Origin of the sequence: Streptomyces sp. NBC_00390 (assembly GCF_036057275.1) — a bacterium.
Lineage (GTDB): Bacteria > Actinomycetota > Actinomycetes > Streptomycetales > Streptomycetaceae > Streptomyces.
Map to the genome: position 1 here is coordinate 5,905,045 of NZ_CP107945.1, position 18,813 is coordinate 5,923,857.

At 69.1% G+C, this 18,813-nt stretch carries 18 protein-coding genes, 3 pseudogenes and 1 riboswitch; of the genes and pseudogenes, 6 read left to right on the plus strand and 15 right to left on the minus strand.

Annotation, left to right across the window (positions count from 1 at the left end; genetic code table 11):
- Nucleotides 1-16 precede the first annotated feature (16 nt).
- Nucleotides 17-304 (plus strand): CPCC family cysteine-rich protein, encoded by a 288-nt coding sequence (locus tag OHS70_RS25990; protein WP_328401066.1) that lies wholly within the window; start codon nt 17-19, stop codon nt 302-304.
- A 245-nt stretch (nt 305-549) separates the two neighbouring features.
- Nucleotides 550-1,116 carry a hypothetical protein gene (locus tag OHS70_RS25995; protein WP_328392304.1) on the plus strand — a complete coding sequence of 189 codons (567 nt, stop codon included), beginning with the start codon at nt 550-552 and terminating at the stop codon, nt 1,114-1,116.
- Here the strand turns inward: OHS70_RS25995 and OHS70_RS26000 are convergent.
- The 6 genes and pseudogenes from OHS70_RS26000 to OHS70_RS26025 all read right to left on the minus strand — a co-directional run bounded on the left by OHS70_RS26000 (nt 1,034) and on the right by OHS70_RS26025 (nt 7,373).
- Nucleotides 1,034-1,864 carry an IS5 family transposase gene (locus tag OHS70_RS26000; protein WP_328401068.1) on the minus strand — a complete coding sequence of 277 codons (831 nt, stop codon included), beginning with the start codon at nt 1,862-1,864 and terminating at the stop codon, nt 1,034-1,036. The genes OHS70_RS25995 and OHS70_RS26000 overlap by 83 nt on opposite strands.
- A 296-nt stretch (nt 1,865-2,160) precedes the next feature.
- Nucleotides 2,161-2,418, minus strand: a complete 258-nt coding sequence (locus OHS70_RS26005) for a hypothetical protein (RefSeq protein ID WP_328401070.1) — start codon at nt 2,416-2,418, stop codon at nt 2,161-2,163.
- A 449-nt stretch (nt 2,419-2,867) separates the two neighbouring features.
- Complete coding sequence (locus OHS70_RS26010; RefSeq protein WP_328401072.1) at nt 2,868-3,428, minus strand: hypothetical protein; 561 nt, start codon at nt 3,426-3,428, stop codon at nt 2,868-2,870.
- 353 nt (nt 3,429-3,781) lie between these two features.
- A complete protein-coding gene (locus tag OHS70_RS26015) occupies nt 3,782-4,384 on the minus strand; it encodes a YcxB family protein (protein ID WP_328401074.1) in 603 nt (200 codons plus the stop codon).
- Between the two features lie 517 nt (nt 4,385-4,901).
- Nucleotides 4,902-5,899 (minus strand): annotated as a pseudogene (locus OHS70_RS26020) (IS5 family transposase).
- Between the two features lie 127 nt (nt 5,900-6,026).
- The gene (locus OHS70_RS26025; protein WP_328401076.1) at nt 6,027-7,373 is read right to left on the minus strand and encodes an FG-GAP and VCBS repeat-containing protein; all 1,347 of its coding nucleotides are present in this window, start codon (nt 7,371-7,373) and stop codon (nt 6,027-6,029) included.
- A 382-nt stretch (nt 7,374-7,755) separates the two neighbouring features.
- Here OHS70_RS26025 and OHS70_RS26030 point away from each other — a divergent pair, with 382 nt between their 5' ends.
- A complete protein-coding gene (locus OHS70_RS26030; RefSeq protein WP_328401078.1) occupies nt 7,756-8,073 on the plus strand; it encodes a DUF7683 domain-containing protein in 318 nt (105 codons plus the stop codon).
- 23 nt (nt 8,074-8,096) lie between these two features.
- Here the strand turns inward: OHS70_RS26030 and OHS70_RS26035 are convergent.
- From OHS70_RS26035 to OHS70_RS26045, 3 genes and pseudogenes are all read right to left on the minus strand, one after another.
- A pseudogene (locus OHS70_RS26035) lies at nt 8,097-8,234 on the minus strand (cation transporter); the annotation flags it as partial.
- Nucleotide 8,235: 1 nt separating this feature from the next.
- Nucleotides 8,236-8,412 (minus strand): annotated as a pseudogene (locus tag OHS70_RS26040) (ArsR/SmtB family transcription factor); the annotation flags it as partial.
- Between the two features lie 50 nt (nt 8,413-8,462).
- Nucleotides 8,463-8,870: a hypothetical protein gene (locus tag OHS70_RS26045; protein ID WP_328401080.1), complete on the minus strand. Its 408-nt coding sequence runs from the start codon at nt 8,868-8,870 to the stop codon at nt 8,463-8,465.
- Nucleotides 8,871-9,354: 484 nt separating this feature from the next.
- Here OHS70_RS26045 and OHS70_RS26050 point away from each other — a divergent pair, with 484 nt between their 5' ends.
- Together OHS70_RS26050 and OHS70_RS26055 are read left to right on the plus strand one after the other, a co-directional pair.
- Entirely contained in the window at nt 9,355-9,942 is a 588-nt protein-coding gene (locus OHS70_RS26050) for a hypothetical protein (protein ID WP_328401082.1), read from the plus strand.
- Between the two features lie 347 nt (nt 9,943-10,289).
- Nucleotides 10,290-10,568, plus strand: coding sequence for an antibiotic biosynthesis monooxygenase family protein (locus OHS70_RS26055; protein WP_328401083.1), 279 nt, complete (start codon nt 10,290-10,292; stop codon nt 10,566-10,568).
- A 255-nt stretch (nt 10,569-10,823) separates the two neighbouring features.
- Here OHS70_RS26055 and OHS70_RS26060 read toward each other — a convergent pair whose 3' ends face one another.
- The 3 genes from OHS70_RS26060 to OHS70_RS39145 all read right to left on the minus strand — a co-directional run bounded on the left by OHS70_RS26060 (nt 10,824) and on the right by OHS70_RS39145 (nt 12,494).
- Nucleotides 10,824-11,720 carry a DUF3626 domain-containing protein gene (locus OHS70_RS26060; RefSeq protein ID WP_328401085.1) on the minus strand — a complete coding sequence of 299 codons (897 nt, stop codon included), beginning with the start codon at nt 11,718-11,720 and terminating at the stop codon, nt 10,824-10,826.
- A 62-nt stretch (nt 11,721-11,782) separates the two neighbouring features.
- Nucleotides 11,783-12,100: a hypothetical protein gene (locus OHS70_RS39140; protein ID WP_443062658.1), complete on the minus strand. Its 318-nt coding sequence runs from the start codon at nt 12,098-12,100 to the stop codon at nt 11,783-11,785.
- Entirely contained in the window at nt 12,057-12,494 is a 438-nt protein-coding gene (locus tag OHS70_RS39145; RefSeq protein WP_443062659.1) for a phosphotransferase, read from the minus strand. The genes OHS70_RS39140 and OHS70_RS39145 overlap by 44 nt, the downstream gene beginning before the upstream one ends.
- Nucleotides 12,495-12,737: 243 nt before the next feature.
- Here OHS70_RS39145 and OHS70_RS26070 point away from each other — a divergent pair, with 243 nt between their 5' ends.
- The gene (locus tag OHS70_RS26070) at nt 12,738-13,046 is read left to right on the plus strand and encodes a hypothetical protein (protein ID WP_328401087.1); all 309 of its coding nucleotides are present in this window, start codon (nt 12,738-12,740) and stop codon (nt 13,044-13,046) included.
- Nucleotides 13,047-13,190: 144 nt separating this feature from the next.
- On the opposite strand, the gene OHS70_RS26075 is transcribed toward OHS70_RS26070, so the two are convergent.
- The 3 genes from OHS70_RS26075 to cobN all read right to left on the minus strand — a co-directional run bounded on the left by OHS70_RS26075 (nt 13,191) and on the right by cobN (nt 18,588).
- A complete protein-coding gene (locus OHS70_RS26075) occupies nt 13,191-13,580 on the minus strand; it encodes a hypothetical protein (RefSeq protein WP_328401089.1) in 390 nt (129 codons plus the stop codon).
- A gap of 81 nt (nt 13,581-13,661) precedes the next feature.
- Nucleotides 13,662-14,564 carry a nitroreductase/quinone reductase family protein gene (locus tag OHS70_RS26080; protein WP_328401091.1) on the minus strand — a complete coding sequence of 301 codons (903 nt, stop codon included), beginning with the start codon at nt 14,562-14,564 and terminating at the stop codon, nt 13,662-13,664.
- Nucleotides 14,565-14,994: 430 nt separating this feature from the next.
- On the minus strand, nt 14,995-18,588 hold the full coding sequence (gene cobN / locus OHS70_RS26085) for a cobaltochelatase subunit CobN (protein WP_328401093.1): 3,594 nt from the start codon (nt 18,586-18,588) through the stop codon (nt 14,995-14,997).
- A gap of 35 nt (nt 18,589-18,623) precedes the next feature.
- Nucleotides 18,624-18,772, minus strand: a riboswitch (cobalamin riboswitch).
- Between the last annotated feature and the right edge of the window lie 41 nt (nt 18,773-18,813).

An 18,813-nucleotide genomic window follows, 5' to 3' on the forward strand; every position in this document is an offset into this window, starting at 1 on the left:
AGAGCAGGATGCACCCGTGACGCCATTTACCAATGTCCGCAGAGACCGTGCCGACGGGCCGTACGCCTGCCCGTGCTGCCGCTACGTGACGTTGAGCGAACGAGGCTGGTACGAAATCTGCCCCGTGTGCTTCTGGGAGGACGACGGCCAGGATGATCACGACGCGAACGAGGTACGAGGCGGACCTAACCACGGACTGAGCCTCACCGAGGCCCGGCAGAACTTCAAGGACACCGGGGCCAGCGACACGCGACGCATCCCCATGGTCCGGCCTCCCCTGCCTCACGAGCACCCAGTCCTCTGACATCACCGGCTGACATCAACGAGGACAGACACCAGCAGCTCCAACCGACCTACTTCGAAAGTTGGAACGCCTGGCCAGCCCCGATCCAGCGGCGGCGGATCGAACTCCTGAAGCGGGTGTCACTTAGTGCGTTGTGGCAAAGGGAGTCCCTGTTCGATGAGCAGGGGCTTCGTCGTGTGCGGGGCATGATCGCGGAGGGGTAGGGGCAGGCAGCGGACGGCTTGTTGTGGATCGAGGAGGGTGCGATGCCGTCGGTGCTGGGGTTGATGGAACAGCGTGAGGCGCGGGCGAGGCAGGATCTGGAGTCCTGGACGGAGGTCCTGGAGCAGGCTCAGGCGGAGGTGGATGCCGCGCGGGAGCGGGTCGAGCGGGCCCGGGTGGGGCGTGAGGAGCTCGTGTCGGTGCTGGCCGGGGAGGGCGCGGTGAATACGCCGGTTTCCGTGCTGTCCGGTGGTGGGATGGCTGCTGCCGTGGGATCGGGCGGCCCCGGCGCGGGGCATGGCGAGCGGCCGCCGGTGTGGCGGTCGGGCATGGGCGAGGAGGTGCTCAGCGGCCTGTACCGGGAGGTGTTCGCCGCGGTGGTGGCTGCTTCGGGGCCGGTGAACGGGGTGGAGCTGACGCGGGCGGTGGGCCGGGAGGCGGAGATCAAGAACGAGGTGGAGAGGATCCGGCACCGTGCCTACGTGCTGGAGAAGCGGGGCTGGCTGGTGCGGGCGAAGGACGGACGGTTCATGCCCGTGCCCGCAGCAGTCGGGCGGGGCGTTTCTCCGGCCAGCGCGGAGCGTCTGCGGCCAGGCGCCGGGACAGCCTGATCACGGCGGCCCACCACACCATCTGGGTGTGGTGGTCGGGGCGGCGTTCGTGGTCGCGGTTGAGGCGGCGTGAGCGGGCCAGCCAGCTCAGCGTGCGCTCCACGACCCACCTGCGGGCCAGGACGACGAATCCGCGTTGTCCGTCGGAGCGGCGCACGACCTCGGTCCGGACTCCGTGGCGGGCGAACGCCTTGGCCAGCGCCGGACCCTGGTAGGCACTGTCGACCCACACCAGTTTCAGCAGCCGGCCGGGCTGGTCCATGAACGTCTCCAGTAGTGCGGGGGCGGCCTTGGAGTCGTGCACATCGGCCGTGGTCACGGTGACCTCCAGGAGCAGGCCCTCGGTGTCGGTCAGGATGTGACGCTTGCGGCCGTCACGTGACTTGCCGCCGTCGTATCCGCGGCTGTCCTCGCCGACGGTCTCGGAGGCGTCCACCGACTGACTGTCGATGATTCCCGCACTGGGCTCGGCGTTGCGGCCCGAGCGTTCCCTCGCCGAACGTCGCAGGCGTTCGTGCAGTTCACGCACGTAGCCGTAGGACCGCCAGCGGCGGAAGAAGTCGTAGACCGCCCGCCAGTACGGGAAGTCGACCGGCATGGCCGTCCACTTCACGCCGTTGTCGACCAGGTAGCGCACCGCGTCGAGTATCTCGCGGTGGCAGTACGCCTCCGGACGCCCGCCCCGCTTCAGCAGCCAGGCCGGAACCGGCATCGCCGAGCGGACCTCGGCCCACTCCGCATCCGTCATGTCACTGGGATAGCAGCCTGCCCGCAGCCCCGGAGCGATCGAACCGAACCGGTGCACGTAGCAGTCACACGCAGGGGTGACCGCGGTGGACGCAGGCACAGTGGTACTGCTCAACTGATCGGGCAACGGGCTTCCTTGGTCGTGCTGGTGTCGTAACCGCGTCACTACCAAGGGGCCCGTTCTTTCATGCCCGCGACCGCACCCGTACCTCTGTCCAGATGATCACCCGCGCCGCACGCCTCGAACGAAATCCGGTTAGCCACAACGCACTTAGTCCAGTCGTGTGACTCGTTGGGCTACGCGAGCCGTCTGAGCAGCTGCTCGGTGGGCCAGCACAGGAGTCGTAGGACTGAGTTGGTCGCCACGAAGTATGCGGGTCTGACCCAGCCTTCCTCCTTGCACACCAAGGCTCGGGTGTCGTCTCGGTAGGCATGGCGGAGGTACTGCCGGCGGAGCGGCCCTCCGACGAGCAACAGCACCGGCGATGTAGCCAACGCCAGCGCGGTCACGCCGAGGCGAATGACGAGGGATTGGGCACTGTTCTCAACACGCATGGGAGAAGTGTGCGGCACTGCCATAGCTCGCAGCGAGAGGACCAGTCGGCTCCACCGCACTCCTAAGGCGCGGGCGTTGGGCGTGAAGTACAGCCGCGGAATACAGCAACCGCGCCGACACCGCAGCAGACCTTCAGGGCACCTGAGGAGCTGGCCGGGCAGCCCACCAGATCTCAATGACCGCCCTGCCGATGGTTGGTGTCGTGAGGGTCGGCCCGTGCCACAACTGCGCCAGATCGGGCGGGGAATCACGGGGGACTCCGGTGGCCGGAAGGGGCAACAGCCAGGTTCCGCGGAAGTCGTCTTGCCGCAGGTCACGGCCCAGCTCGCCCCACCTCACTCCTAGATCGGGGGTAGCAGGTTCGGATTTTCCTCCCAGGCCACAGCTTTGCCATGTCTATCGCCGTGCCACTCAGGCGCCATGGTTCGGGCGGCCTTCTCGCACTCAGTCAGAGCGGTGCCATGGCCAGCTCGCCGATCACCCGCAAGCCGACCTGGGCGGCCAGCCACGGCGCACGTTCGGCCTCGTACTGTTTGACGTGGACGAACACGGTGTGAACGTCAGCGGGCTCATACAGGTACAGGTCATGGGCATGTGTCGCCAGCGTGACGTACGCGCCCCGGGTTCCGCCCCGTTCGAGATTGACTTCTGGCGCTGCCGGCCATCCGTTGAAGTCCCAGCGGACCATCGCTGAAGCGGTTCCCGCGGCGGCCAGGAACACTTCCGCCATGTGGATCGGCCGACACCAGTCGGACAGGAACACGGGGAGGCAGTCAGCGGCGGTTCCGCCCTCGCGTGATGAACCTGACCTGCCGGGTCCGTACGCCCACCAGTCAGCCTCCGGTACAACTTCGGCCAGTCTCTTCAACTCCTGGGGCGTCCGGGCAACAGCCTCCAAGTCCACCTCTACGCTGCTGGTCTCAGCCAGCTCCAGGAGCAGCCGGACCACTCGGAGCGCCTCAGTCAGGTCCCCAGTCCTCAGGATCGGCTGCGCGTACGAATTCGACATGCGCGCAGTGTGCCAGTGCGTACCGCTCCCCGCCTCTCGATTGCTTGGAGGAGCAACGCAGAGCGACGGCGTGACACACCCAGCCCGAGAGCGGCCGCTCCGCTCCGTATGTCATTGGCTCCGTGCCCGGTGCGTGCCCGACGAGGCGGGGAACCACGGTCAATGGCGGGTGCTGGAGCACGCAGCCAGGCTTGGACCCAGCGCCCGTTGAGCCTGATCAGGAGCCATATCGGTTGCAGAAGGTGATTCCCAAGCTCGGAGCGCGGGTTCGATTCCCGTCACCGGCTCTAACGGCTAAGGCCTAAGTCAGCGACATGACCCCCAATCCAGGCCTTTGTATTGCCCAGACCGATTTAGGCACCACGCACCGCTTCCGCGCTACTTGGGCCCTCTTCCGGCCGGCCAGAGCCGTTCTTCCGCGCGGCCCGGACTGAGTGCTGGTCGATCGGTGCGGCGGCGAGCAACTCCCGCATGCGTTCCGCGCCCTGCGGCGTGCTCAAGCCGCGCTTGGGCAGTATCAGCACTCCGGCGCCCCATACGTCTGGGGTGAGCAGCACGAAGACCCGGCGCCCCTCGATGCAGCGCCCGTAGAACTCCCAACCTGTGTGGTTCGTATGGCGCTCGGACACAGTGCCGATCCCTGATCGGTCGACCGTGACGCGATGTTCGCCCAGGTGCCTGGCGTATCCGAGCAAGCCCAGAGCCATCAGCCAGCGGAACGCGATCATGATGACGATGACGGTCACAATGAACCGCAGTACCCCCAGGGCAGGGGAGTCGATGCCCTTGGCCGCAACGTTGATCGCGATCACCAGGCCGAGGAAGATGCCCACGACGCACAGGACGCGACAACCCCACCGGCCAACCGGACTGTGCCGCATCTGAAGTTTCAACCCGTCGGATATCTCCCGCAGTGTCACCGTGTACGTGAACTGCACGGATACGTCGGCGGTCATACGTCCTCCCCAGGGCTGATGGACAAGGCATCGTACTGGTAGGCGATCAACGGCTACTCATCCCATCGCAGCCAGATTGCACATCTCGGTGAGACCTGCGGCCCAGACACTTCGGGAGCCACTGGCCCGACCGCCGCTCGGCCATGCTCGATGGCGTCATGGCTGCGTAGTGAGTCACCCGGTGGGCCGGCACGCGGATCACGAAGCTCCCAAGGGCAGCGCAGCAGCCCGAATCTTCGTGGCCTGTTCGTGGACCGACGACGAGGGCCGGGCGGATGTCGGCCTGCGTGCCGGATTCGTGCCAGATCGAGCAGTCAACCACGTCACTCGGAGCCTGTAGCGGCTCGAGTGCCTGCTGAGAGAGTCGGCATCGCGACCGCAGTGACGACCAGCAACGACGTATCGCGTGCGGCGCCAGGCTTACAAAGCACATGCCGGTGGTTCGAAACCGTCCGCGCCCACCAGTAGGAAGCACGACAAGGCCCAGGTCACCGTTAGGGCCTGTTCTGAGTTGGGATCACGGGAGGGCTGGCAGGCTGCGTAACCAGAGGATGGATCCGCGCAGGTGGAGCCCGGCGGCGTAGCTCTCGGGTGTCTTGTCGTAGCGGGTGGCCAGCCCCCGCCACTCCTTGAACTTGTTGATGGCTCGCTCGACAGTGTTGCGATCTTTGTAGAGCGTGGCGTCGTGGCTGACCGGGCGGCCGCCGGAGTGTCCCTTCTTCTTGCGGTTGGCGGCCTGGTCGGCCTTCTCCGGGATCACCGCCTTTATGTTGCGTCTGCGCAGGTGGGCACGGTTGGCGCGGGAGGAGTAAGCCTTGTCGCCGGCCACTGCGTCCGGCCTGGTCCTGGGACGGCCGGCCCGGCCGCGGACCTTGATCTTCTTGAGGACGGGGATGAAACGCGGGCTGTCCGCGGCCTGACCGGGGGTGAGGATGATGGACAGCGGACGGCAGCGCCGCTCAACGGCGAGGTGGACCTTGCTGGTTAGCCCGCCCCGGGAGCGGCCCAGTTCGGCGGCCCGCAGCCGGGCCCTGCGGCGTCGGCGCACGGCCCGGCGCTGGTCCCGCTCGGGATCCTCCATGTCCGCGGACCCGTCTCCTACGGGGTCGTTTTGCCCCTTTGCTGCAGCCCCTTTTCCTCCGCCACGGCCTTCTCCAGATCCTCAAGGAGTTCCGGGTCGACCACCATGCCCGCCGCATGGTGATGCGCGCGGACAACCGTCGAGTCCACACTGGCCAGGCTGAGATCGACATCGTCGCGGGCCGCTGCCTCGGCGATCATCGCGGCCATGAGGGTCTGGAAGACCGCGTCACGCGCCCACATCCGGAACCGGTCGTAGATCGTCGACCAGGAGCCGTAGCTGTCCGGCACATCCCGCCAGGGGCTGCCGGTACGGAACCGCCACATCACCGCGTTGAAATAGCTACGCAGGTCAGGGATCGGTCCGAACGCCCCCAGCGGCAGGTGCGGCTCGATCAACTCCCACTCGGCATCGGTCAGGTCACCACGAGTCACGCGACCGGTCTACCGCAGCCAGCACCCTCCTGGAGCGGGAATGTGCGGGGAACTGCGCGAGCGGCCACGACGCGGGCGCACTCGTACGAACAAGGCGAACCCCAGGCAGCTGGGCGGGAGGCCGGGCCTACTGGAGCATGCCCCAGATGAGTTCGGTGTCGGCGTCGGTCACACCGGTCGTGGTGACGCCGGACGACGTACCGGGGAAGCGCAGCGAGCCATTGATGGCGCCGACGTAGAGGTCGGCCTTGCCGTCGCGGTTGGTGTCGCGGAGGCGGACCGGCTCGCCGAAGCAGTCGTTCCATGCGACGTCGCCGGGGACGCCGGCGGTGTTGCGGGCGAGCCACTGGGAGTTGGTGCCGGTGATCCCGCTCGCGCTGCCGCGCAGAACGTGGACGCCGCCCTCGGTCGTCTCCTGGCTGATTTTCTCTCCGTAGACGCCGATCGCGAGGTCCTTGTAGCCGTCGCCGTTGATGTCGGCGGCCGAGACGGAGGAGCCGAACAGGTCGCCGGACTCTGGGGTGCCGGCGACGTTGGTGGTGGCCTGCGTGATACGGACGGCGGTAGCGGGGCCGGTGGAGGAGCCGTGCCAGATGGACACCCGGCCCTGGTAGTTGTTGTACATCTGGCTGCCCGCCGCGAGGTCCCCGTAGCCGTCCTTGTTGAAGTCGGCGATCACCGCCTCGCTGGGGTCGCCGTAGTTCGTGACGAGGCGCAGGGTCTTGCCCGCGCTGAGCGGGGAGCCGCCCTTGATGAACCACGCGTCCGTGCCGAAGTTGTCGGGCTCGTCGGTGATTCCGATGATCACCAGATCGGTCTTGGAGTCCCCGTTCATGTTGCCCGAGACCAGGGACGTGGGCGCGAATCTCGTCGTCTTGTCGTGGCTGGTGACCGAGCCTGCCACACCGGTGCGCGTGATGCTGCGGTAGACGTAGGCCTTGCTCCCGCTGATCGCGGCCAGGTCCTTCTTGCCGTCCCCGTTGAAATCCCCGGCGGCGAGGTCGCGGCCGAAGCGGGCGTTCGACACCTTGGCGCCGGCGTTGGGGATCGCGGTGCCACCCGAGAGGCCGGTCGCGCTTCCCCACAGGATGACGACGCCGCCCTCGTCCGTGCGTCCGTCGACGTCCTCGCGCGACACCGACACGGCGAGGTCCCCGTATCCGTCGGCGTTGAAGTCGGCGGGCACCCGGACGTCGCCGAACTGGTCCTCCGTCTCGTCGGCGCCGGGGACACCGGGGCTGTCCTGGGTGATCAACTGGGTCTGGGTGCCGGGTCCGGAGGCGGTACCGAAGGTGATCCGGACGCCGCCGCCCTTGCTGTACTGCTCGTAGGTGTAGCTGGCGTAGTCGCGGTAGCCGTCGCCGTTGAAGTCGTCCGCGTACCTGGCCGCCGCCGCGCTGGCGGGAGGTGCCGTGAGGACGGGGGCGAGGGACGCCACGAGGAGTGCCGCGCAGGCTGCGGGGCGAATGCGCATGAAGTGTCTCCTGATGATTCTGTGCGACCGCTCCTGTGCCGATTGATTTCTCAGGACCACAGAGACAGGAGCGGTTGATGATCAGGAGACAGTCGGACGGGGGAAAAGGTTGCAGGCGGATAGCTACGCAGGTCAGGGATCGGTCCGAACGCCCCAGCGGCAGGTGCGGCTCGATCAACTCCACTCGGCATCGGTCAGATCACCAGGAGTCACGCGACCGGTCTACCGCAGCCAGCACCCTCCTGGAGCGGGAATGACCGATCCCGTGATCTCAACTCAGAACACTCCCTAGTAAGCCGGAAGCCTGGGCCTTGTTCGTTCCTCGGGACTGCTGCACGGTTATTCCCAAACTCGGGGCAGGTGCACGCCATACGATCAGTGGATGTCTACAGAAGAACCCGAGGCCGTCTGGGCCCTGGAGGGGTACAGCAAGACGGGCGAGCTGTTGCGCACCGAGCACCCCATCAGCCGCGAGCAGGTCATACAGCTTCGCGAAGTAATCAAACCGGACGCTGACGACCCCTGGATGCTCCTGTGCTACCCCGTACCGGTCGAGGTGTGGCCAGCAGTAGAGGCGATCCTTCGATGCGGGCCGCCCGACCCCACGCTCGACTATCTGACGGGGGCCAGCGCCGCGACCGGTACCGGCGCTGGTGCAGAAAACGACCCGACCAGAGAGCGGTCTGACATCCACGGCTGACATCAACGGCGCTGGAACACACCAGCGGTGAGCGTGCCGGCGGTGAGGGCGACAACCGCTTCGATGACGTTGTAGGCGATCGTCGCGGCGACCAGCAGGCGTATGCGCTTGGCGAGGGCGTCGCGGCGGGCCGGGGACGGACCGAGGGACATCGCAGTCATCTCAGCAGCAGTACTTCGTCTCCGCGTCCGGGCAGGTCCTGTCGGCCTCGACCGCCAGCACGGCGGTGCGCAGGTCGTCGAGGGCGTGGCCGAGACGTTCGTCGGCCAGCTCGTAGCGGGTGCGGCGTCCGTCGGGCACGGCGACGACGAGGCCGCAGTCACGCAGGCATGCCAGGTGATAGCACGTCTTGCGCGTCTCGGAGCAACAGCAGGGCGCCGCAACCCTGCTCAGCGGCGACCGTCGGGAGGGCCTTCTCGTTTCACATGGGCGATCACGGCGGAAACGGCGGCGGTCACAACGAGGCTCCCCACCATGACCATCCCCACCCCGACCATGAAGAGGCCGCTGGAGTCGTCCGACCAGTCGTAATAGGCGGCAACCGTCAGGCCGATCGGGATGCCGAGCACAGCGCCTGCGAGGTGGCGCCGGGATGCCGCCCAGTACAGCGGCCCCAGCAGAGTCAGCACCAGTCCGATCACTTGCCACGCCTCGTACGGGCCGGTCGTCGTGCCGTCAGGTTGCACGTCACGATGCTGGTCCCAGCCCAGCCAGGCAGCCCAGACCGCCGGCGTCACCACAGCCAGCCCGAGGATCGTCGACAGCTGGAGAACGAGTTTCATCAGTCGTTGTTGCATGGCCCCACCGTTCCGGCTCAGCCCATGCCCCGACCAGAGCGCAAGTACTCAGCTCCGCCCAAGTACCTCCGCTCTGATGTTGGTCGGCTTCGGAAGCTGCGGTCCCGACGCTGTTCAGAGCGCCGCCGGACGGCAACGTACGGGTTGGGCCGAATGAACGCCGAGCAGCGTCCGTGCGACCACGTTCCGCTTGTTGGCCGGCGGTCCAACCCCGGGCCTCTCCGGGCCGTCCGATGTCGCTCGGCGGTGGCCAAGGACGACCGATGACGGCCGGTCAGGAACCACTCCGTGGCGAGGTCGGCCGAAGCGATCGTGGGTCCGGTCAGAAGCCCGCCGCATCTTCAGTGGCGGCGGTGCCGGAATGCGCAGCTCACACGGGTGGTACCGCCAACCAGGCGGGGCTTTCGGCCGGTCCGGCACGGTGTCGGGCCCAGGGCGCGGTGTGCCCGCACACTGGTGGCCTCGGAAGCAGGAGGGACAGACCGTGGACGACCTCAGCCCTCAAGGAGGCCGGAAACACCTCGACCCGGGCGGTCGCGCCGCCCCTGCTCAGCCGGGAGTCATCGGCATCGGGCTCGCCGCCGTGCTGACAGTCGCACTGGCACAGGGTTCCTGGCAGTGGTTCGCCACATACATCGGACTGACGCTTCTTGCGCTGATCTTCTGCTTCTATCGCCTGCCGGCGTGGACGCCTGGCCTCCGCTCTGCGTACGTCGCAAACCTGGCGGCGTATTCGCTCGTTGTGGGCCTGTGCGTCGCGATCACGCTGGCTCCGATGCTGCAGCGCTGGGCGTGGTTGTTTCCGATGCCGGGCACCCGCCGCGGGTGCCATGAGCTGGGCAGGTACGAGAGCGTACGTGTGGAGGAATCACTGGCGAACCTTGCCGGTCGCGAGCGTCCCGTCCTCGCTTACGCACAGGACATCCACCGCCGTACCGCCGTCGCCGACTGCCTGGCGGCCACTACGACCCTGTGGCTGCCGGTGTATGCGCTCGGGGTGGCCGTACTGGTCGGCCTGGGCACGTGGTTCTTCGGCCGAGCTCGGGCGCAGAGGGACGCAGGGCGCACGTGACGCGGACCGCGTAGCGCCGGCTCCGTCCTCACGTTCCACGAACAGCGTTGCCCAGGCTGCCACGCAGTGCTGCCGGCCCGGTACGGCAGCTGTCCGACCGGCGGCTGCTTTCCTGGTGAGGCGGTCCGTCAGACTGCCCGGGAATTCGCTTCCTCGATGCTCGGAAGCGCCGACAGAACGCCGCTGAGCTGCGTGAAGTCCTTGCACGTCGCCTCGCGGCACCCGCTCGCAGAGGCGGGATCGGGTCCGTGACCCTACGGTGGTCTGAGAGCGCCGTCGAGTGGGGGAGGCGGTCCGGAGGAGGCCGTGATCCGGAGGAGGCCATGATGGAGGAGCATTTCGTCTGGATGACAACGCGCCGCATCAAGCCGGGAATGCTGGAGGACTTCGAGAGGGCTTGGCGGCCGGCCTCCCACCCTGAGGGCATGCGCCGCGCCTACGCGTACTGGTCCGAGGACGGGCAGGAGATCATCGGGGTTTCGTTCTGGGAATCCAAGGAAGCGTGCGACGCCTGGAGAGCCTCGGAGGCAGAGGCGCGGCGGCGGGAAGCCATGGCTCCGTGCATCGTCGGGGAGCAGGAAGCGTTCTACCGTGGCCGCGAACTTGTCGTCCCGGCGCGTTCCTGAACGTGAATGCGTGGGGTCGGGCCGCTGAAGGATCCAGCTGAGACCGGATGAGGGCATGCCGACCAATTGGAAAGGCTCCTCTGGTCCGCGTAACGGATCTCGGTGACTGTGACGAGGGTTCGTGACCAGGGGCTCACGCATGATGGTCGATGCGCACTTGCCGGCAGTCCGATGAACTCCGTTTACTCGTAGCGCAGTTGTCGAGGTGCTTGGCACATGTTCGCCTGCACCCCATTGCCCCGGTGACGAGAGAGTTCATCGAGCGCCTGCCCCTTCGTTCGCCGGCCCGCTCCGCGCTTCGTCAGCGGCGTACGCCGTCGTGCCGAAGCGCGCCACACAGTGCCACACCCGCTTGAGCGCCTGCTCGTCGTAACGGCCGGAGCGGGCGGCGTCGCCGATGGTGCGAGCGTCAAGGCGGCCGTCCACCGCGATCTCCGTGCCCAGGTCGACGTACTCCTGGCCGCGGTACTCGGGGTGGAGTTGCAGCTCGGCGACATCGAGGCGGAAGCCGGGGTGCCACTCGACCGGGCAGGGAAGGTCACGGGCTGCGGCGTCCACGGCCGTGCCGCGGTAGCAGGGATCCAGGACGAGCGCCTCCACGTCGCGGCAGAGGACGACCGGGCCGTGAATCTGCGCCTCGATGTAGTCGTCGAGGGCGTCCTGGCTGTCGGCCTCGGCGAGTTCGACGAGGGACATACGGGCCGCGACGCCGAAGTCCGACGGTTCCAGGAAGCTGTCCGGGTAACAGAAGGACGCTCGTCCCAGGGTTTCGGCGCTCAGGCGGAAGTGCGCGGAGCCGAAGCGAGGTGCTCCGCCGAACGGTCTGTGGCGGAAGTTCAGTGCCCCGTAGACGGGCCGGGCGTGGGCGGGCGCGTCGTCGTACGCGCCTCCGAAGATACGGCTCTCCCAGCGCCAGCGGTCACCTCCGGGGTGAGCGGTCAGCCCGCCGTTGCTCGTCCTGGTCACGAACTGGGAGAGATAGACGCCGTCCTCGTCGAGCGCATGCAGGATCGGCTTGTCCCGCACCGTCCGGTCCGGGTGGAAATTGAGCGTCACGCGAAGCGCCGGGTCCATCGGGGTGCCGGACGACCGTGACGCGACATGGCGAAGGGCCTGTTCCTGGGGAGTTCTGCGGGATGCATCGGCGCTCATCGGTGCAGTGTCTCCCGGTGGGGTCGGCGCATGCACCGGGATTGATGGCGTGACGCGTCGCGTCACCGCCTGATGCCCGCCTCCACCTCGTGCACCAGCGCCACGGCGTCGCCGAGAAGACGCACTTCGGACTCGGTCAGGTTCGGGTCGGCGGCTCGTCTCGTACGGGCTCGGGCGAGGTGGCCGGACCCGGCGTCTCCCAGGTGGACTTCGGGGTCTGCGTGCCGGAGCAGCGAGGTCAGGCCGATTCGGGCGCCCTCGGCCACCGGGACGGGAGCGATGGCGACCTCGGCGAGGATCAGGGCCGACATGGCCCAGTCGAGTCCCGGGCGTCCCTCATCGGCGGTGCTCCAGTCGATCACCACCGGGCCGTCCGGCATGAGCATCACGTTCTCCGGATGCAGATCGAGGTGGAGGAGACGGTTCCGCGGGGTCGGCCGAGAGGCGGGCAGGGATGGCGTGCAGCCGGCGCAGCAGATCGGCGAGCATCGCGCCCGCTGCTTCGGGGGTGATCGCGCCCTGTTCCAGTGCCTCGACCATGGAAGGCCCGGTCAGGCGCTGCATCTCGAGGCGGGTACGGGCAACTGCCGTGGCCCCGTGAGCCGTTGGCCGCCGGAGGCGGGGAACCGGGTAGCCGTGGTCCGCGAGGTAGGACATGACGGCGGCCTCGGGAGCAGCGTCCCCGCCGTCCCGGTACTGGCGCAGGACCCATCGGTCGTCGATCGCGAACACGTCGGCTGTGCGGCCGGAGCCGAGCAATTCCCCCGTATGCATGCCGCGAATGGTAGTCACCGGGGGCTGCCGACGCGGCGGAATCGTGGCGTCCTGCCACAGCGGGCCGACGGGACCTGCGGTCGCGCCGGTCTTCGCCGACTTGCTTGATCGTGGGGACTTGTGGTGGCCACGTACGGCAGGTGCACCGTTACTCCCGGTAGGAGTGCTGGCCGTCGGGGGACCGGTCGTGTCATGCTTCGCGGCGTTCGGCCCGTTCGGGGCCCAGGTGCCAGGGACGGTCTGATGAATCTGTATGTGGGAATTCCGGTTGCTGTCCTGGCGGTGCTCGTGGCCGTCAGCGGAGTCGCCGCGGTCCGGACCGGCTGGATGCTGCCGAACCAGCGGAAGCACATCATCAGGCCGCGACTGTTCGGTTACGCTCAGCTCCTGCTCTCGGTCTGTCTCGGTACCCAGCTCGCCGGCGCGCTCTTCCTCTCGGGCTCCGACATGCGGTCCGCCGTGACCTACGGCGGTACGGCGCTGATGCTCGGCGTTCCAGCACTCGTCTGGGCTTCGCAGCGGCCGGGCCGCGCCGACTCCCCGGCAGCGTGAGGCGTGCGCGCGGACACGGCCGCGCGCTGCGTGGCCGTGTCCGCGCGAAACACTGAGTCCGTAGCTCCTGCGCACCCGCTCCAGGCCCTGTGACCGGTCGCTGACGTACGCGTACGGCGTCAGGCCGCGGTTCGGTCCTCCGGCTCAGGCGTGCCAGATCGAGCTGTGCCGATGGTGCGCCGGTGGGATGTCCACCGTGTCCGCCGTGTCCGGCCGGAGGGTGCCGCCGGCGGAGTTCACCAGTCGTCGCAGCAGGCCGGTCCGGGCCCGGAGCCGTTGCCGGGCCCGGCGTTCCTCCACTGCGGACTCGCGGGCGACACCACGGTCCCTGTTGTGGCGCGGGAAGACGTGGACGCTCACCGCACGGCGTACCCGCTGCGGGCGGGGCCTGGCGGCCGCGCGTGCCGCCTCGGCGAGAACGGCGGCGCTGTAGCGGAGGTCGTAGATCACCACGGAGTGCCAGGGGCTGCCGGGCGCATTGTGGTCAGTGACGGTCCCCCGGGAAGGGCGTACATGGTGAGCGGTGCGTGACATGGGCACTCCGTCGGCAGCAACCGCCAGGTATCTCCTGGCGGCATGACCGGAAGCCCCTCGGCCCTCTTGAACGCGTGTTTCTCACGCCTCTCCCCCCACCGGCGGGAACGGGATCTCCGACAGGAGCGGCAGCAGCGACTCCTCCTCGTGGGCCAAGTGCTGCGTCAACTCCTCCGACATGCGGGCCAGTTCGGCGCGGAAACGGTCGGGGTCCGCTGTCGTGACCTCCGACAGCAGGGCGAGCAGTTCGCCGTTGATACGCGCGACCGTGAGGTGCTCCTCGCGCAGGCGCTCGAACGTGTCCCGCAGGTGCGGGTGGTGGTCCGCGAGGCCGGGGAACAGGTGCGCGTCCTCCGCCGTGTGGTGGAACTGCAGCGATTCGCAGAACGCCAGGCAGTGCTGCCGGAGTTGGAGACCGAGACCCGGTGCGGGTGGTTCGCCGGGTCCCTCGTGTGCCGCCCGGGCCGCGAAGTGGGCCTCGGTCTCTCTGCGTACGTGGTCCAGCTGGCCGCGCAGCCATGTGTGGACCTCCATCAGCTTGTCCGCCAGGGTGCTGATCTCCTTCGGGGCGGGGGACTCGACGCGTTCCAGGACGACGACAGGGATCGTCCGGCCGGTTCCGGCCTGGTACTCGGCGTACCCGGGTGCCGTGCGCACCGCCGCCTCGAACAGGAGGTCACGGCGGGCGCCCTCCGCCGGAACAGCGATCGCTCCGAACTCCTCGGTGCCGAGCTCGACTCGGACCAGCGGGTGAGCGAGCAGGTTGTGGTACCACGCCGGGTTCCGGTCACTTCCGCCGGCGGACGCGACGATCAGCAGCAGGCCGTCGTGGCGTACACAGCCGACCGGAGTGGTGTGCTGCGCACCCGACGTGGCGCCGGTGGTGGTCAGCAGGAGCAGGTCGCCGCCTTCGAAAGGGCCGCCGACCCTGCCTTCGTTGGCTCGGAACTCCTCGATGACGGACTGGTTGAAAGACATGGGCATGCGGTGTTTGAACTCCTCGGAGCGTAGGGATGCGGTGAAGGCAGCGCAGGGGCGCGCGTGGTCCCTCGGCGCGCAGCACCCAGCGGTACGGCCCAGCGGTACGAACAGCGGTACGGCCCAGCGGTGTCACACCGCAGAAGAGGGCAGCCGCAAACAGGGCAGTCGCGGGAGCGGGCAAGGGAGGACGCGCGCAGCGCGCGTGGATCAGGCGTCCGGCGCGGAGTGTGAACTCATGGCTGGGTCCCTTGGTCAGGGTGCCGCCCGATCACCGGCCTGCCCACAGCTCTCCGGCCGGAGTCACGCGACACGCGCCCCATTACAGGCAGGTGCTCCGCCGCCTGTCAACGCGTTTGGAATACGACGAAGGCACCCGCCGCCGCCGGACTCGCAGCAGGGGGTGCCTTCGCACGTCACTCACGGGACGGGGACGTCAGGCGTCGTCGTCCTCCAAGTCGCCCTCCGTCTCCAGGAACACCTGCCGCAGCGCCTCCAGCACCGCCGGGTCCGGCTTCTCCCACATCCCTCGCGACTGAGCCTCCAGCAGGCGCTCCGCGATGCCGTGCAGCGCCCAGGGGTTGGCCTCCTGGAGGAAGGCGCGGTTCACCGGGTCCAGGACGTACGCCTCGGTGAGCTTGTCGTACATCCAGTCCGCGACCACGCCCGTCGTCGCGTCGTAGCCGAACAGATAGTCCACGGTCGCGGCGAGTTCGAAGGCGCCCTTGTAGCCGTGGCGTCGCATCGCCTCGATCCAGCGCGGGTTGACCACGCGGGCGCGGAAGACGCGGGACGTCTCCTCGACCAGCGTGCGCGTGCGGACCGTCTCAGGGCGGGTCGAGTCGCCGATGTACGCCTCGGGGGCCGTGCCGCGCAGCGCGCGGACCGTGGCCACCATGCCGCCGTGGTACTGGAAGTAGTCGTCCGAGTCAGCGATGTCGTGCTCGCGCGTGTCCGTGTTCTTCGCGGCGACCGCGATGCGCTTGTACGCCGTCTCCATCTCCTCGCGGGCCGGCCTGCCGTCCAGTTCGCGGCCGTAGGCGTAGCCGCCCCAGACCGTGTAGACCTCCGCCAGGTCCGCGTCCGTGCGCCAGTCGCGGCTGTCGATCAGCTGCAGGATGCCCGCGCCGTACGTACCGGGGCGGGAGCCGAAGATACGGGTCGTCGCCCGGCGTTCGTCGCCGTGCGCGGCCAGGTCGGCCTGGGTGTGGGCGCGGACGTAGTTGGCGTCGGAGGGCTCGTCGAGCGAGGCCGCCAGGCGCACCGCGTCGTCCAGCAGCCCGATCGTGTGCGGGAACGCGTCCCGGAAGAAGCCCGAGATACGCAGTGTCACATCCACCCGCGGGCGGCCCAGCTCGTCGAGCGGGACCGGCTCCAGGCCGGTCACCCGGCGCGAGGCGTCGTCCCAGACCGGGCGGATGCCAAGCAGCGCCAGCGCCTCGGCGACGTCGTCGCCCGCCGTGCGCATCGCGCTCGTGCCCCACAGGGACAGGCCCACCGACGTCGGCCACTCGCCGTTGTCCGTGCGGTAGCGCGCGAGGAGCGAGTCCGCGAGGGCCTGGCCGGTCTCCCAGGCAAGCCGTGACGGGACGGCCTTCGGGTCGACCGAGTAGAAGTTGCGGCCGGTCGGCAGCACATTGACCAGGCCGCGCAGCGGGGACCCGGACGGGCCGGCCGGGACGAAACCGCCGTTCAGCGCGTGCACCGCGTGGGTGATCTCGTCGGTGGTACGGGACAGGCGGGGGACCACCTCGAGGGCCGCGAAGCGCAGGATCGCGGCGACCTGGTCGCCGTCCTCCGCCGGGACCGCCGCCGGGTCCCAGTCCGCGGCCTCCATGGCCTCGACCAGGGCACGGGCCTGTTCCTCGACCGTGTCCGCCGCGACCCGCGTCGCCGCCGACTCGTCCAGGCCCAGCGCCTCGCGCAGCCCGAGCAGGGACTGCGTACCGCCCCAGATCTGGCGGGCGCGCAGGATGGACAGGACCAGGTTGACCCGCTCGGGCCCGGTCGGGGCGCCGCCCAGCACATGCAGGCCGTCGCGGATCTGCGCGTCCTTGACCTCGCACAGCCAGCCGTCGACATGCAGCAGGAAGTCGTCGAAGCCGTCGTCGTCCGGGCGGTCGTCGAGCCCCAGGTCGTGGTCGAGCTTCGCCGCCTGGATCAGGGTCCAGATCTGTGCGCGGATCGCGGGCAGTTTCGCCGGGTCCATGGACGAGATCTGCGCGTACTCGTCCAGCAGTTGCTCCAGCCGGGCGATGTCGCCGTACGACTCGGCACGCGCCATCGGCGGCACGAGGTGGTCGACGAGCGTCGCGTGCACCCGGCGCTTGGCCTGGGTTCCCTCGCCCGGGTCGTTGACCAGGAAGGGGTAGATCAGCGGCAGGTCGCCGAGCGCGGCGTCGGGGGCGCAGGCCGCGGACAGGCCCGCGTTCTTGCCCGGCAGCCACTCCAGGTTGCCGTGCTTGCCCAGGTGGATCATGGCGTCCGCGCCGAAACCGCCGTCCGTCGCGGCCGCCGCGATCCACCGATAGGCGGCCAAGTAGTGGTGCGAGGGCGGCAGATCGGGATCGTGGTAGATCGCGATCGGGTTCTCGCCGAAGCCGCGCGGCGGCTGGATGAGGATCAGCAGATTGCCGCGGCGCAGCGCCGCGAGGACGATGTCGCCCTCCGGGTTGCGGCTGCGGTCCAGGAACATCTCGCCCGGCGCCGGACCCCAGTGCTCCTCGACCGCCTCCCGCAGCTCGGCGGGCAGATCGGCGTACCAGCGCTTGTAGTCGGCCGCCGGGATGCGGACCGGATTGCGCGCCAACTGCTCGTCGGTGAGCCAGTCCTGGTCGTGGCCGCCCGCCTCGATCAGCGCGTGGATCAGCTCGTCGCCGTCACCGGACGCGAGGCCGGGCACCTCATCGGTGCCGAAGTCGTAGCCTTCCTCGCGCAGCCGGCGCAGCAGGGCCACGGCGGAGGCGGGGGTGTCCAGACCGACCGCGTTGCCGATACGGGAGTGCTTGGTCGGGTACGCCGACAGCACGAGCGCGAGACGCTTCTCGCGGTTCGGGATGTGGCGGAGCCGGGCGTGGCGTACGGCGATTCCGGCGACCCGGGCGGCCCGCTCGGGGTCGGCCACGTAGGCGGGCAGCCCGTCCTCGTCGATCTCCTTGAAGGAGAACGGCACCGTGATCAGACGGCCGTCGAACTCGGGGACGGCGACCTGGCTCGCGGCGTCCAGCGGGGAGAGGCCCTCGTCGTTCTCGGCCCACACCGAACGCGAGCCGGTCAGACACAGCGCCTGCAGGATCGGTACGTCGAGGGAGGCCAGCGCGCCCGCGTCCCACGACTCGTCGTCGCCGCCCGCGGAGGCGTCGGCAGGACGGGTGCCGCCCGCCGCGAGCACGGTGGTCACCAGGGCGTCGGCGGACCGCAGTTGCTCCAGCAGCTCGGGCTCGGGGGCGCGCAGGGAAGCCACGTACAGCGGCAGGGCGCGACCGCCGGCGTCCTCGACGGCGCCGCACAGGGCGTCCACGAAGGCGGTGTTGCCGCTCATGTGGTGGGCCCGGTAGTAGAGCACCGCGATCAGCGGGCCGGTGTTCTCGCTGCGCGGGGTGCGCTGCAGCCGGCCCCAGGTGGGCGCGGCGGCCGGCGGTTCGAAGCCGTGGCCGGTGAGCAGCACGGTGTCGGACAGGAAGCGGGCCAGCTGCTCCAGGTTCGCGGGGCCGCCGTGGGCGAGATAGGCGTGGGCCTCGGCCGCGATGCCGATGGGGACCGTGGAGGCCTCCATCAGCTGGGCGTCGGGGGCCTGTTCACCGGTGAGGACGACCACCGGGCGGTCCTGGGCGAGCAGCACGTCGATGCGGTCCTGCCAGGCGCGCAGTCCGCCGAGGAGGCGGACGACGACGAGGTCGGCGCCCTCCAGCAGGGCGGGCAGTTCTTCGGTCGTGAGGCGCGCCGGGTTCGCGAACCGGTAGGGGACCGGGCCGCCCGCGGCACGTGCGCTGAGCAGGTCGGTGTCGGACGTCGACAGAAGCAGAATCATGCGGCGTCTTGCCTTCCTCGGGGTTTCCGCGCCCCGGGCGGTGGAGGACGGCGGGAGTTCCTGGCTCACCCGGCTGCTGCCGGGTTCACAGTGGCGGGACCGCGCCGGAATCTCACCGGGCTTCCTCCCCTGACGCCGTCTTCGGCGGTGACGGGCCTCATGGCCCGCCGAAGAGCATAGTAAGGGCCGTCACGCCGCCGGGAGCAGGAAGGTTGTGTGATGGTC